The sequence below is a fragment of the Telluria sp. LT1R51-2 genome (assembly GCF_059685775.1).
This window is the reverse complement of record NZ_JCASIM010000001.1, coordinates 544,443-557,226: the sequence shown is the minus strand read 5'-3', so window position 1 is coordinate 557,226 and position 12,784 is coordinate 544,443. Positions and strand designations below refer to the sequence as shown.

General features: G+C 66.8%; 16 protein-coding genes. 12 read left to right on the top strand and 4 right to left on the bottom strand.

Translation table 11 applies throughout. From position 1 onward, the window contains the following. Window positions 1-7 precede the first annotated feature (7 nt). The 4 genes from fliQ to AC56LH_RS02475 are packed head-to-tail and all read right to left on the bottom strand — an operon-like array spanning window position 8 to window position 2,354. Window positions 8-277, bottom strand: a complete 270-nt coding sequence (gene fliQ, locus AC56LH_RS02490) for a flagellar biosynthesis protein FliQ (RefSeq protein WP_332530288.1) — start codon at window positions 275-277, stop codon at window positions 8-10. Window positions 278-298: 21 nt separating this feature from the next. Further along, the gene (gene fliP / locus AC56LH_RS02485) at window positions 299-1,075 is read right to left on the bottom strand and encodes a flagellar type III secretion system pore protein FliP (RefSeq protein WP_499648355.1); all 777 of its coding nucleotides are present in this window, start codon (window positions 1,073-1,075) and stop codon (window positions 299-301) included. Next, complete coding sequence (locus AC56LH_RS02480) at window positions 1,075-1,428, bottom strand: FliM/FliN family flagellar motor switch protein (protein ID WP_499643748.1); 354 nt, start codon at window positions 1,426-1,428, stop codon at window positions 1,075-1,077. The genes fliP and AC56LH_RS02480 overlap by 1 nt, the downstream gene beginning before the upstream one ends. A gap of 5 nt (window positions 1,429-1,433) precedes the next feature. Next, window positions 1,434-2,354 (bottom strand): FliM/FliN family flagellar motor switch protein, encoded by a 921-nt coding sequence (locus AC56LH_RS02475; protein ID WP_499643746.1) that lies wholly within the window; start codon window positions 2,352-2,354, stop codon window positions 1,434-1,436. A 314-nt stretch (window positions 2,355-2,668) separates the two neighbouring features. Between AC56LH_RS02475 and fliE the strand changes: the two genes are divergently transcribed. The 12 genes from fliE to AC56LH_RS02415 are packed head-to-tail and all read left to right on the top strand — an operon-like array spanning window position 2,669 to window position 12,765. Then, the gene (fliE, locus tag AC56LH_RS02470) at window positions 2,669-3,019 is read left to right on the top strand and encodes a flagellar hook-basal body complex protein FliE (RefSeq protein ID WP_499643744.1); all 351 of its coding nucleotides are present in this window, start codon (window positions 2,669-2,671) and stop codon (window positions 3,017-3,019) included. Between the two features lie 23 nt (window positions 3,020-3,042). Then, window positions 3,043-4,716, top strand: coding sequence for a flagellar basal-body MS-ring/collar protein FliF (gene fliF, locus AC56LH_RS02465; protein ID WP_499643742.1), 1,674 nt, complete (start codon window positions 3,043-3,045; stop codon window positions 4,714-4,716). Further along, window positions 4,700-5,728 carry a FliG C-terminal domain-containing protein gene (locus AC56LH_RS02460; RefSeq protein WP_499643740.1) on the top strand — a complete coding sequence of 343 codons (1,029 nt, stop codon included), beginning with the start codon at window positions 4,700-4,702 and terminating at the stop codon, window positions 5,726-5,728. Before fliF ends, AC56LH_RS02460 begins: the two co-directional genes overlap by 17 nt. Next, window positions 5,725-6,411, top strand: a complete 687-nt coding sequence (fliH, locus tag AC56LH_RS02455) for a flagellar assembly protein FliH (protein WP_499643738.1) — start codon at window positions 5,725-5,727, stop codon at window positions 6,409-6,411. Before AC56LH_RS02460 ends, fliH begins: the two co-directional genes overlap by 4 nt. Next, the gene (gene fliI, locus AC56LH_RS02450; RefSeq protein WP_499643736.1) at window positions 6,408-7,736 is read left to right on the top strand and encodes a flagellar protein export ATPase FliI; all 1,329 of its coding nucleotides are present in this window, start codon (window positions 6,408-6,410) and stop codon (window positions 7,734-7,736) included. Before fliH ends, fliI begins: the two co-directional genes overlap by 4 nt. Next, window positions 7,733-8,176, top strand: coding sequence for a flagellar FliJ family protein (locus tag AC56LH_RS02445; RefSeq protein WP_499643734.1), 444 nt, complete (start codon window positions 7,733-7,735; stop codon window positions 8,174-8,176). The genes fliI and AC56LH_RS02445 overlap by 4 nt, the downstream gene beginning before the upstream one ends. A gap of 41 nt (window positions 8,177-8,217) precedes the next feature. Next, complete coding sequence (gene fliD, locus AC56LH_RS02440) at window positions 8,218-9,606, top strand: flagellar filament capping protein FliD (protein WP_499643732.1); 1,389 nt, start codon at window positions 8,218-8,220, stop codon at window positions 9,604-9,606. A gap of 19 nt (window positions 9,607-9,625) precedes the next feature. Next, window positions 9,626-10,015, top strand: coding sequence for a flagellar export chaperone FliS (gene fliS / locus AC56LH_RS02435; protein ID WP_499643730.1), 390 nt, complete (start codon window positions 9,626-9,628; stop codon window positions 10,013-10,015). Next, window positions 10,008-10,325, top strand: coding sequence for a hypothetical protein (locus tag AC56LH_RS02430; RefSeq protein WP_499643728.1), 318 nt, complete (start codon window positions 10,008-10,010; stop codon window positions 10,323-10,325). The genes fliS and AC56LH_RS02430 overlap by 8 nt, the downstream gene beginning before the upstream one ends. Window positions 10,326-10,345: 20 nt before the next feature. Then, a complete protein-coding gene (locus AC56LH_RS02425) occupies window positions 10,346-11,542 on the top strand; it encodes a flagellar hook-length control protein FliK (protein ID WP_499643726.1) in 1,197 nt (398 codons plus the stop codon). 10 nt (window positions 11,543-11,552) lie between these two features. Beyond that, complete coding sequence (locus AC56LH_RS02420; RefSeq protein WP_499643724.1) at window positions 11,553-12,002, top strand: flagellar basal body-associated FliL family protein; 450 nt, start codon at window positions 11,553-11,555, stop codon at window positions 12,000-12,002. A 25-nt stretch (window positions 12,003-12,027) separates the two neighbouring features. Then, window positions 12,028-12,765 (top strand): FliA/WhiG family RNA polymerase sigma factor, encoded by a 738-nt coding sequence (locus AC56LH_RS02415; protein WP_499643723.1) that lies wholly within the window; start codon window positions 12,028-12,030, stop codon window positions 12,763-12,765. Window positions 12,766-12,784 lie beyond the last annotated feature (19 nt).

The window sequence follows — 12,784 nt, the reverse complement described above, 5'->3', positions numbered from 1 at the left end:
CCCTGCCCTAGCCGACGAGCGTGGCGGCGCGCTGGAACACCGAGACGCAATAATCCATCAGCGTCGATGTCATCCAGTGGCCGGCCAGGATCACGGCCAGCAGCGTCACCAGCAGGCGCGGCAGGAAACTCAACGTCTGTTCATTGATCTGGGTGGCCGCCTGCACCAGCGCGACCAGCAGGCCAACCAGCAGGCCTGGGATCACCAGCACCATCACCATCAGCATGACAATCTGCAGGGCCTCGACCACGAGGTCGACGGCGATATCGGGACTCATTGCCGGTCTCCTGCGGCGGCACTAGTACGCATGGATGCTGCCGACCAGTGTGCTCACCGTGAGCGTCCAGCCATCGACCAGCACGAACAGCAGCAGCTTGAACGGCAGGGAAATGACAAGGGGCGAGAGCATCATCATGCCCATCGCCATCAGCACCGACGAGACCACCAGGTCGATGATGAGGAACGGGATGAACAGCATCGCCCCGATCTGGAACGCGGTCTTCAGTTCGGACAGCACGAACGCGGCCAGCTTGACCGGGAAGCTGTGCTGCTGCGGCGGCTGGGCCGTCGACTCGCCGGCCAGGCGCGCGACCTGCGCCAGCGAGGCCTTGCTGGTCTGGGCCAGCATGAAGCGCGAGACGGGCTGTTCGGCGATACGCAGCGCGGTCTCGAGGCCGATCTTGTCCTGGTCGTACGGCAGGAACGCCTGGGTCCAGACCTGCTCGCCCACGGGGCGCATGACAAGGATGGTCAGGATCAGTGCGATGCCGGTGATGATCCGGGTGGGCAGGCCCTGCTGCAGGCCGAGCGCCTGGCGCAGCAGCGACAGCACGATCACGAAGCGCGTGAAGCAGGTCATCATCATGACCATCACGGGCAGCAGCCCGAGCAGCGTCATCAGCACCAGGATCTGCGACTTGACGCTCATCCCGGCGCTGGAGGACGTGGCGCCGGGCAGCACGCCGGCCAGCAGGTCCTGGTTCTGGGCGGCGGCCGGGACCGCAATCAGCAGGCCCACCAGCAGCGCCGACAGAAGCGCAGGGGCGCGGGCCCTGACGCCCCCGGTAACACACATCATGGCGCGAGAATGTCCAGGTTCAGGCCTTCGAGGTCGATCACCTTCAGACCGTACTGCTCGCCCGCGACGACCACTTCGGCGCGGCCGATCGGCGTGCCATTGACCTTGATGACCAGCGGCTCGCCGGCCAGCGAATCGAGCGGCAGCACCGACGACGGGCCGATGTCCATCAGTTCCTGCAGCGAGATGCGCACCGAACCGACTTCGAGGGTCAGCGTGACGGGGATACGCCGCATCATCTGCGGCAGCTGGCGCGCGCCGCTGCGTCCGGAGGCGGCGACTTGCAGCGCATCCTCGCTGTCCAGATCGTCAATGATGACGTCGCCACTCAGTTGGTCGTTGAGATTCATGTCCATTATTCGGCATCTTCAAATGAGGTTAAACACAGCTTGCCCTTGTGCTCGGCCACCGCGGCGGTGAACAGGCGGGAGTTGTCCAGCAATACATCGGCGCGACCGACCGATACCGGGATCACGTCGCCGATCTGCAGGCCAAACAGCGTGGCGAGCGTGACTTCCTTGCTCACCAGGCAGCCCTCGAGCTTGACTTCGAGGCGCGAGGCCAGCGGTTCGCGCGGCATGCGCGCACCGCCCGCCGCTCGCACGGCGCCGCGGTCGGCCTTGATGCCCTGCAGTACGCAGGCCATCAGGGCGTGGTCGAGCCCGATCCAGATCTGACCTTCGGGCGCGGCCTGGGTGGGCTCATCGGTATCGCGCCGGCCGTACTGGGCGCGCAACACGGCGCGCAGTACCCAGCCGGTCTTGCCAGGCGCGCTGGCCGGCACCACTGCAGCGCCAGCGGCCGCCGGCAAAGGCACGGGCGCACCGTCCACCCGGGCCAGGCCATCGGCCACGCGCGCATCGAGCAGCGTGGCCAGTTGCTGGGCCAGCGTGACAGCGAGCCGTTCTTCGGTGGCCGTGACGCGTTCCATGACCGGATTTTGCTGCGTTGCAGCAGATGGTGCCGGCTGACGGCGTGCATAACGCCCTTCCAGCAGTCCCAACAGCAGATTGCGCTCGAAGGCAACGGCCGCCACGCCGTAGTGGCCGCTTACTCCCAGCCAGCGCAATCCAGGCTGTTCGGGTGCCCGTTCGAACGACAACTGTTCCAGGCGGTATGCGCCCCAGTGCCGACGTCCGCCGGGCGATGCCATTTCGCTACCAATCGCCTCGGCCAGCCCGGCAGCAAACGCCGGCAGCAGATGCACCGGACGCCCCAGCAAGCAGGGATCGAGCACCTGGTGGTCGCGCCGTCGGTCAAGTTGATTAATTGCCATCTGTCTTTGTTGAAAGTTAATGTCACATTGTTTTGATTCCGTGCAGCAATAATTATACAGCGAGTTCAAACGTCGCAACTTTGACATATCGCTTTGATTTATCATTTGCCCTACGGTAATATTGAGTCACTGCATTGCACCATCTGCCCTCTGCAGAGTGACAGTCAGGGTAATCTGCCTCAGCGCGACAGGGTACCGTTCATACAAGCCTGCACCGCGCCAGTCTCCGATTTAACAAATTTCAGCGAAGAAATTACCAAAAAGTTGTGAAATTTTGTCGCCGATGAACAACAATACTTCTTCAAGGAACCACGATGGCAAATGAACTTGCAGGCTTGATACGGGCTGATCTTGCACAACTGAGCAATGACGCAAGCCGCCTGGCGATCAACCCCGCCTCGGCCTCATTTGCCGGGCTCGGTGCGCCAACGGGTGGCGCCGACGCGTTTTCCTTCACCCAGGCCATGCAAAGCGCCATCGCCGGCGTTGACGCCCAGGACCAGGCTGCAAGCGCCCGCGTCACGGCGGTGGAAACCGGCAAGAGCGACGACCTGGTCGGCGCCATGCTGGCCAGCCAGGAAGCCAGCCTCTCGTTCTCGATGCTGATGCAAGTACGCAACAAGGTCATGGGCGCAGTCGATGAACTGCTCAAGCTCCCGATCTGATTTTTTCGACAAGCGACGCTCACGTGCTCTCCTCTCTCAAGTCCTCCTTCAGCGGCAAGCTCGCGCTGCCCGCGCTGCCACCGCTGCTGCGCAATAACCTGCCGCTGATGCTTGGCGTGGCCATGGCCGTCACGGCTGCCGTCATGATGTTCCTGTGGCAGGATCAATCGAGCTACAAGCCGGTCTTCGGTGCGCGCGAGAAAGTCGTCGCCGCCGACATGATGACGGTGCTGGAAGCCGAACAGATTCCCTACCGCGTGCATCCGGACAGCGGCCAGGTCATGGTCCCGTCGTCGCAGCTGGGCAAGGTGCGCATGCTGCTCGCGGCCAAGGGCGTGACCGCCCAGCTGCCGGCCGGTCTCGAACTGATGGACCGCAACGACCCGCTGGGCGTGTCGCAGTTCGTGCAGGACGTACGCTTCCGGCGCGGCCTGGAAGGCGAGCTCGCGCAAAGCATCCTGGCGATGGATTCGATCGCCAGTGCGCGCGTGCACCTGGCCATTGCAAAGACCAGCTCGTTCGTGACCGGCAATGCCGATGGCAACTCGGCGTCGGTCGTGGTGGCCGTGAAGCCGGGCCGCAGCCTGGGCAACGAACAGATCGCCGCGATCGTCAACCTGGTCTCGGGCAGCGTCGCGGGGCTCTCGCCCCAGCGCGTCTCGCTGGTCGACCAGGCCGGCAACTACCTGTCCTCGCGCATCGACCTGGCCGATGGCTTCGATGGCGCCGCGCAGGGCGATACCGCCGCCAAGCGCCACGCCGACGAGGTGCGCTCCAACGTCAACGACCTGCTCGCGCCGATCCTCGGCATGGCCAACTACAAGGTCAGCGTGACTGCTGCCGTGGACAACGACCGCGTCGACGAGACACAGGAAAAATACGGCGAAGCGCCGAAGGTCACGAGCGAAGCGATGCGCGAAGAGATGGAAAAGAGCCGGATGGCGATGGGCGTGCCGGGCACGCTGTCGAACCGGCCACCAGCGCCCGCTACCGCGGAAGCGGCAGGCGCCGCGCCTGCCGAAAAAGCCGACGACGGCAACGCCCGCAAGAACGCCACCACGCGCCAGTACGCGTATGACCGCGCAATCACGCAGATCAAGCGCGAACGCGGCCGCCTGAAAAAACTGTCGGTGGCCGTGGTGCTCAACACCACCAGCGCTGCCGACGGCAAGGCCTGGACGCCCGCCGAACTGACGAATATCGAGAAGATCCTGGCCGGCGGCCTGGGCATCGACGCTGCGCGGGGCGACGTGCTGGCCGTGTCGGCCATGAAGTTCCCGGCTGCGCCGGTCGAACAGGCATGGTGGCAGGAACGCGACAACATCGTCGACATGGCAAGCTGGGCCCTGTGGGCCGTTGGCGCGGTGCTGGCGTATTTCCTGCTGGCCCGGCCTCTGCTGCGCGCCGCCACCTCGCGCCTGGCGCCGCCATCGCCGACGTTGGCCACGCCGGCCCTGGCGGGCGCCGCCGCAGCACCGCTGACCGCGCTGCCGGCCGGCGTCACGGCGCTCGCAGCGCCGGCGACGGGCGCCCCGGGCGCCGTCATTCCCCTGCTCGAAAACTATGACTTGCCGCCGTCCGGCTCGCCGGTCGACGTCATGGTCGATCACCTGAGAGTGCTGGCGGCCAAAGAGCCGGAGCGCGTCGCCGAAGTCGTCAAACAATGGGTACAGAAAAAACATGGCCGAACTGAATAACGTGGAAGACAACGACGTCGAGGCCGGTCTGAGCCCGGTCGAACAGGCGGCCATCGTGCTGCTGTCGATCGGCGAAGAGCAGGCTGCGGCCGTGCTGCGCTGCCTCGAGCGCGACGAATTGATCGAACTGACGCAGGTCATGTCGCGCATGAGCGGCATCAAGGTCGACACCGTCAAATCGGCGCTGCAGAGTTTCTTCGACGACTACCGCCAGCAAAGCGGTCTGCATGGCGCCTCGCGCAGCTACCTGAAGCGCTCGCTCGACCTGGCATTGGGCAGCGACATCGCCAACAGCGTGCTCAATTCGATCTATGGCGATGCGATCCGCCCGAAAATGGCGCGCCTGCAGTACGCGTCGCCGAAGTGGCTGGCCGAATTCGTCTCGAGCGAGCACGTGCAGATGCAGGCCGTGTTCCTGGCGTTCCTGCCGCCGGCGCTGGCCTCGCAGATTCTCGAAGCGCTGCCGCTGGAAGGCCGCGAACTGGTGCTCTTGAACATGGCGCGCCTGGACGAAATCGACCGCGACGTGCTGCACGAACTCGAAGAACTGGTGGGCCGCTGCCTCGCCGCGCTCGACACGCAGAGCGCCAGCGTCGAAGGCGTGCGCCAGGTCGCCGACATCCTCAACCGCCTGCAGGACAACCGCGCCGGCATGGTCGAACTGCTGCGCGCCCACGATCCTGCAGTTGTCTCGCAGATCGAGATGTCGATGTACGACTTCTTCATCCTGTCGCGCCAGACCGAACAGGTCATCTCGCGCCTGCTCGACGACGTGCCGCTGGAACAGTGGGCCATTGCGCTGAAAGGCGCCGAAGCGCCGCTGCGCGACGCCATCCTGGCCGCGATGCCGCGCCGCCAGGCGCAAAGCTTCGAAGACCTGATGCGCCGCTCCGGACCGGTGCCGATGTCGCGCATCGAGCAGACCCGCCGCGAAATCATGACCACAGTCAAGGAACTGGCCGACGCCGGCGAGATCGACATCCAGCTGTTTGCCGAGGCGACTGCCGAATGAAACCGTTTCGCGCTTATCACTTTCCGCCGCTGCACCAGTTCAGCGCGGCGCGCCCTGCCGGCGCGTCCGCCGGTGCGGCCGGTGGCAATGCCGCCGACGAGTGGCAAAGCGCACTGGCCGACGGCTATCGCCAGGGCCAGCGTGACGGCTACGAGGTGGGCCTGGACCAGGGCCGCGCCGACGGTATTGCAGCAGGCAAGATCGAGGGTCTCGAACGGGGTATCGAGGAAGGCCGCGCGATGGCGCTCGAGAGCTTCGAACAGCTGGCCAAGCCGGTCGATGCGATGCTCAAGAGCCTCAAGAAACTCAAGACCGACCTGCGCGCCGCGCAGCGCACCGAAGTGGTCGACCTGGTGGGCAAGATCGCGCGCCAGGTGATCCGCGCCGAGCTGGCGCTGCAGCCGGTGCAGCTGCTCTCGCTGGTCGAGGAAGCGCTGGCCGTGATGCCGCCGTCACGCGATCAGGTCGAAGTGTTCATGAATCCGGAAGAACTGCGCCGCGTGCTGGAGCTCGATCCGAAGCGTGCCAAGAAGTGGACCATCCTGCCCGACCCGGCGCTCGACGCCGGCGAATGCCGCGTGCGTTCGGGCGACCATGAAGTCGATGCCGGTTGCCAGGGGCGCCTGACGGCCGTCATGGAACAGGTGCATCAGCAGTTGCTTGGCGAAGGCGAGCAGGCATGACGGGGTTGGCACATTCACTGGCCGACTCGCTGCGCGCCGTCGAACTCGGCGCGGTGCCGGTGGCCACGCCTACCGGGCGCCTGGTCGGCGCCCAGGGGCTGCTGCTGGAAGCGAGCGGCTGCCGCCTGCACACGGGCCAGCGCTGCCGCATCGAGACCGTCGATGGCGAATGGCTCGATGCGCAGGTGGTCGGCTTTCGCGACAAGGTCTCGTATCTGATGCCGTTCAAGAAGGCGACCGGCCTGGCCACCGGCGCGCGCGTGCTGCCGGCAACCGACAAGGGCGACCTGATGATCGGCCCGAGCTGGATGGGCCGCATGGTCAATGGCCTGGGCGAACCGATCGACGGCCTGGGCCGCCTGGGTGGCGACCAGCCGCTCGCCCCTGCCCCGCCGCGCGTCAACCCGCTCAAGAAAACGCCGGTGGATGAACCCCTCGACGTCGGCGTACGCGCCATCAATGCGATGCTCACGATTGGCAAGGGCCAGCGCGTCGGCCTGATGGCCGGCTCCGGCGTGGGCAAATCGGTGCTGCTGGGCCTGATCACGCGCCAGACCGTGGCCGATGTGGTCGTGGTTGGCCTGATTGGCGAGCGCAATCGCGAAGTGCGCGAATTCGTCGAGCGCTCGCTCGGACCAGAGGGTCTGAAGCGCGCCGTCCTGGTGGTCGCGCCGGCTGACGAAAGTCCCCTGATGCGGGTCATGGCGACCGAGCTGTGTCATGCCGTGGCGGCGCATTTCCGCGACCGCGGCCAGAACGTGCTGCTGCTGTGCGATTCGCTGACCCGCTACGCGATGGCGCTGCGCGAAGTGGCGCTGTCGCTGGGCGAGCCACCGGCCACGCGCGGCTATCCGCCGTCGGTGTTTTCGAACATGCCGCAACTGGTGGAATCGGCCGGCAACGGCGAGAACCCGCAAGGCAGCATGAGCGCGATCTACACGGTACTGGCCGAAGGCGACGACCAGCAGGATCCGGTGGTCGACTCGGCGCGCGCGATCCTGGATGGCCATATCGTGCTCACGCGCGAGCTGGCCGAGCGCGGCCACTATCCGGCGATCGACGTTGCGCAGTCGATCTCGCGCTGCATGGCGCAGGTGGTCACGCCGGAACACACGCTGGCCGCGCGCAAGCTCAAGGCAGCGCTGGCGCGCCATGCGCGCGTGCGCGACCTGATTCCGCTGGGCGCGTATGTGCCGGGCGCCGATCCGGAAACCGACCGCGCGGTGCAGCTGCAACCGCATATCGAGGCGTTCCTGTGCCAGGGCACGCGTGAAGGCGCCCCCATCGACAATTGCATCGACGCCCTGAAAGCGATCATGGCATGACGCGTTCGACGACCATCCGCAGCCTGGGCACCCTCGTGCAGTTGCGTTCGACCCAGGTCGAGCGTCTGGAAGCCGACCTGGCCAGCCAGGAAGCAACACGGGTGCGCTACCAGAACAACCTGGATCGCCTGACGGCGCTGACGCACGGCAGCGGCGCATCGGGCGCGGCGCTGCAGGTCAATCCGGCGATGGCGCTGAACTGCGGCGCCTACAAGCAGGGCGTGATGGCGCTGGCCGACAGCCACCGCATCGACCTGTCGCTGCACCAGGCAAACATGGCGGTCTCGCAGAGCCGGCTCAAGGATGCCTGGGTCGGTCGCGAACTGCTGGGCAAGGTGCTGGCCCGTACCCAGAGCGCGCATGCGGCCGAGAATGAACGCGCTACCCGCAAGCGCGAAGACGATATCGCCACCCAATCCTGGCTGGCCGGGCAGGCTTGAGCCGACCCGACGGGCACACGCAATCACAAGGAGCACGCACCATGGCAACGGCAATCACCTCACCGACCTACGATCCCATTCCGACCGCCACCAATCTGGCGGACAAATACGTCGCGCCGCGCCAGCAGATCCTGACGACGCAGCTGGCCACTGCCACGGCCGCCGAGCGTGGCCTGACCGAGATGAACTCGGCGCTGCTGGCCTTCCAGACCAGCCTGGCGGCGCTCACGGGCGCGAACAAGACGGTGTTCGCGCAGTCCGCCGTGTTTGGCGACACGACGATCGGCAGCGCCACTGCCAGCAGCAAGGCCGCCGCCGGCACGTATGGCTTCTTCGTCAAGCAGATCGCCACGGCCAGCCAGGTGTCGCTCACGGGCCTGACCGACAACACCGGCGTGGCCGGCACGCTCAAACTGAACATGGGCGGCGCCCTCGCCTTCGACGTCGACATGGCCGCCGCCAACACCGACGGCGGCGCGCTGAGCACGCGCGAACTGGCCGCCGCCATCAATGGCGCTGCCGGCAACGGGGGCAAGGTCACAGCCTCGATCGTCACCACCGGCGGCACGGCCGAACTGGTGCTCACCGCCAGGGACACGGGTCTGAACTCGGCCATCACGCTCGATACGAGCGGCATCACCGGCACCTCCAGCCTGGCCGACGCCAATGCCGATCCGGCGCGGCGCCGGGTGCTGGTCGAGGCGCAGGATGCCGAGATCCGCGTCGGCGCCGAGAACGGCACCGCGATCACGCAGGCCAGCAACACCTTCACCGCCATCGATGGCGTCAGCATGACGTTCACCAGGGCCCATGCAACCGGCGCCGCGCCCGTCACACTGACCGTGTCGGCCGACACCACCACCAGCACGGCCAACGTGCAGGCGTTCGTCGACGCCTTCAACAAGCTCAAGACCACCTTGAGCAAGCTGACCGCCAGCGGCGACTCCGCCAAGGGCGTTGCCGCTGGCACGTTCGCGCATGACAGCGGGGTGCGTGCGCTGAACGACCGGCTCGGGACGCTGCTGCGGCCGGCCAATGGCGACTCGCTGGCGGCCTACGGCATCATTTCCACGCGCACCGGCACGCTCGAACTGGACGCGAAGCGCCTGACCAGCCAGCTGGCCGTCAATCCGACCGGTCTGGACGCCCTGATCGGGGCGCCAAGTTCATCGGCGCCGACCGGCATCGCCGGCGCGCTCGACAATTACCTGAAAACCTGGAGCAGCAGCGTCGACGGCCAGATCAAGCTGCGCCGCGAACAGACAACCAGCGAGCAATCGCGCCTGAGTGCGCGCCAGGCATCGCTCGACGGGCAGCACGAAGCAGCCTATCAGCGCTACCTGCGCCAATTCACGCAGCTGCAGAACATGCAGTCCGTGATGAACAACAACGTGTCCCTGTTCGATGCCCTGTTCGGCAACGACAAATAACCACAGCCGGATCCCCATCATGTCCTATCAAGAAGCTTACGGCAGTTACCACGCAGTGAACCTGGATGCGCAGACCACGCGCGCCTCGCCGGTCGACCTGGTGCTGCTGCTCACCGACGGCCTGCTCGACGAACTGGCGCGCGCCCGCGCGCACATCGTCGCGCGCCGCTACGAACAGAAGGCCAACAGCATCAACAAATGCGTCGAGATCATCAACGGTCTGGCCAGCTCGCTCGACTTCGACGGCGGCGGCGACACGGTCGCCAACCTCGCGCGCATCTACGATTTCTGCGCGGGCCACCTGCACACCGCTGGTATCAAGCTCGACCCTGACATGGTCGATGAAGTCATCCGCATCCTGTCGACGATTCGTCAGGGCTGGAAAGGCGTGCAGGAACGCAATGGATAGGTCACCCGCCATCGGACGCCTGGGGGCGCAGCTCGACGCCGCTGCCAGCGGCGCCGACTGGGATGCCCTCGCGCGGGCCGTGCACGGCCTGGCGCGCCAGCTGCAGGCCCTGGCCGTCAAGGGTCCGTGGAGCGCCGCCGAGCGCGCGGCCCTGCAGCGCCTGCGTGCGTCGCACGAGCGCGCCGCACAGGCGGGCGCCGCTGCCGCTGCCGGCCTGCAGGCCCGGATGGACGAGATGCGTGACAACAAGGAAGGCTGGATGGCCTATGCCCTCGCGGGCGCAACCGAACCTGGCGAGAACGTGCGATGAATTTTGCGATGAACAGCAGCATGACGACGACAATGAAACCGGCTGGCAGCATGGCCGGCAACCCTGCGCCGGCAGCATCCACCGCCGCCCCCGGCGCGGTGGCGCCCGATGCGCTTGCGCCCGCCGCTGATGCCGCCGGTACGGCAGCACCAGTCCAGGCCACACCCACGGCGCCGGCGGCTACCCTGCCATTCGGTCACTGGATCAAGCTCGAAGGCGCGCTGCGCGACGTCACCGTCACCACGCCGCAGCAGGATCTCGCGGCGGCGCCGGGCGAAGACGCTGGCGAAGCCGAGGCAGCGGTGGACGATGACGTCGTCCCCGACGCCCTGCTGGGCGCGATGGCGCCGATGCTGGCGCCGGCAGCGCTGCCGGCCATGATGCTGGCGATGCAGACTGCGAAACCGGGCGTTGCCGGTGATGCCGCCAGCGCGCCGTCCGACGAAGCCGCAAGCGGCCCGGCTGTCGGCGCGCCAGGCGCGGTCGCCCAGGCGATCGGCGCACGCGCCGCACCCCTGGTGCCGGCTGCAGCAACGGCGCTCACGCCATCGGCCGCCCAGGCAGCAAGCGTCGTGGCAGCAGCCCGGCCCGAACCTGGCGCCGCCCAGTCCGTGGCAGCGCAGCCGAACGCCGTGCCGGCTGCTGCGTCCTTATCAGGCGAGGCCGCGGCCGATGCCGGCGCCGGCGCCGATGCGATCCCGGTCACGGCAGGTCCCGGTGCGCTCGCGGGAACGCCGGCGGCGAGCGCGCGCAGCGCCGACAGCATCGTGCTGGCCGGCCCGCCGACCGCATGGCGCCAGAACCTGCACGAGGCGCTCGGCGAACGCCTGCAGCTCCAGCTTGGCCGCAACATCGAGCAGGCCACGATCCGCCTGGAGCCGCCGATGCTGGGCCGCATCGAGATCGCGATCCGCCACAGCGCCGGCAACCTGGAAATCCACATCGCCGCGTCCAACAGCGAAGTGCTGCGCCAGCTGAACACGGTCAGCGACAGCCTGCGCAGCGACCTGGCGGGCCGCCAGTACGGCAGCGTCTCGGTCAACGTCAGCGACGTGCCGCGCATGCAGGCCAGCGCCCAGACCGGTGGCCACACCCCGGGTCAGGGCCAGGCCGATGCCCAGGGCCGTTCGCGCCAGGAACAGGAACAGGCCCGTGCCCCCGGGCGCGCGCTGCATGAAGAGGCCAGCCCCGGCTCCACCCTTTTTTCGATGAACTGACACGCCCCCCATGAAAGCAAAACTGATCATTGCCATTGCCGCCGTCGTCGTTGTCGTGGCGGCCGCCGCGGGTGGCGCCATGTGGTACACAAGCAAGACCGCAAGCACCGCCGTGGCCGCCAAGCCGGCGCCAGAAACCAAGCTCACCAAGTACGTCACGCTGGACAAGGTGATTGTGATGCTGCGCCGCGCCCCGGCCGAGCAGTCCACGCATTACCTGTCGGTCGACCTGGTACTGGCCACCACGGCAGAGGGCGAAAAAGCCACCAAGGAACAGTTGCCGCTGCTGCGCAGCATCGTCGTGTCCGCGCTGTCGGCCCGCACGATGGCCGAAGCGTCGGGCATGACGGTGGACCAGTACGCTGCCGAGCTGAACAAGGTCTTCAATGCCAACTACGCGAAGGAAAACCACATCAAGCCGTTTTCCGAAGTCATGGTCGGCAAGCTGATCATCGAGTGATACGCAGCCTGATCCCGGAGACGCCGTGGCCTATATGACCGATTACGTCGATGCCGCCGCCAGCGAATATGGCGAGGTGGTGGCCAGTGCCGGCTTGTCGCCGCAGGACGAGTCGCGTCACCTGGTGGCGTATGCGCCGCTGGTCAAGCGCATCGCACGCCAGCTCGGCAGCCAGGTCTCGGGCGCGATGGGGCGCGAGGACATGGAACAGATTGGCCTGATGGGCTTGCTCGAAGCGCTGCGCCGCTATGGCGCGCCCGACACCGGGTTCTCGAGCTACGCCGCGCTGCGCGTGCGCGGCGCGATCCTGGACGAATTGCGGCGCCAGGACTGGCGCCCGCGCGCCGTGCGCCAGGACAGCCACCGCCAGCGCGACGCGTTGCGCGCACTCACGCGCAGCCTGGGCCGCGAGCCGAACGAACAGGAAGCGGCGAGCGCGCTGGGCCTGAGCGCAGGCGACTACCAGCAATATTTGCTGGCAGAAAGCGCCGAAGAAATGCTCAGCTTCGACGAGGTTCTGCAGGAAGCGGTCGGGGCCGAGCACCACACGCCCGGCCCCGAAGACGCCTACATGGTGCGGCGCAGTCTGGAGCAGGCGCTGGCCAAGCTGAACGACAAGGAACAGCGCGTGATCCAGATGATTTACGAGTTCGAGCTGAGCTACAAGGAAATCGCCGCCGTGCTCGACCTGTCCGACGCGCGTGTCTGCCAGCTCAACAAGAGCGCGCTGGCCAAAATGAACACCGCGCTGCGACGCGACTGAACTCAACAAAGAAACCGCC

Bases quoted from the DNA above. Each gene is read 5' to 3' on its own strand.
- AC56LH_RS02445 (WP_499643734.1), top strand. From the start codon at position 7,733: ATGACGCGTTCGACGACCATCCGCAGCCTGGGCACCCTCGTGCAGTTG.
- AC56LH_RS02420 (WP_499643724.1), top strand. From the start codon at position 11,553: ATGAAAGCAAAACTGATCATTGCCATTGCCGCCGTCGTCGTTGTCGTG.
- fliH (WP_499643738.1), top strand. From the start codon at position 5,725: ATGAAACCGTTTCGCGCTTATCACTTTCCGCCGCTGCACCAGTTCAGC.
- fliI (WP_499643736.1), top strand. From the start codon at position 6,408: ATGACGGGGTTGGCACATTCACTGGCCGACTCGCTGCGCGCCGTCGAA.
- AC56LH_RS02480 (WP_499643748.1), bottom strand. From the start codon at position 1,428: ATGAATCTCAACGACCAACTGAGTGGCGACGTCATCATTGACGATCTG.
- AC56LH_RS02460 (WP_499643740.1), top strand. From the start codon at position 4,700: ATGGCCGAACTGAATAACGTGGAAGACAACGACGTCGAGGCCGGTCTG.
- fliD (WP_499643732.1), top strand. From the start codon at position 8,218: ATGGCAACGGCAATCACCTCACCGACCTACGATCCCATTCCGACCGCC.
- AC56LH_RS02430 (WP_499643728.1), top strand. From the start codon at position 10,008: ATGGATAGGTCACCCGCCATCGGACGCCTGGGGGCGCAGCTCGACGCC.
- fliS (WP_499643730.1), top strand. From the start codon at position 9,626: ATGTCCTATCAAGAAGCTTACGGCAGTTACCACGCAGTGAACCTGGAT.
- AC56LH_RS02475 (WP_499643746.1), bottom strand. From the start codon at position 2,354: ATGGCAATTAATCAACTTGACCGACGGCGCGACCACCAGGTGCTCGAT.
- fliQ (WP_332530288.1), bottom strand. From the start codon at position 277: ATGAGTCCCGATATCGCCGTCGACCTCGTGGTCGAGGCCCTGCAGATT.
- AC56LH_RS02425 (WP_499643726.1), top strand. From the start codon at position 10,346: ATGACGACGACAATGAAACCGGCTGGCAGCATGGCCGGCAACCCTGCG.
- fliP (WP_499648355.1), bottom strand. From the start codon at position 1,075: ATGTGTGTTACCGGGGGCGTCAGGGCCCGCGCCCCTGCGCTTCTGTCG.
- fliE (WP_499643744.1), top strand. From the start codon at position 2,669: ATGGCAAATGAACTTGCAGGCTTGATACGGGCTGATCTTGCACAACTG.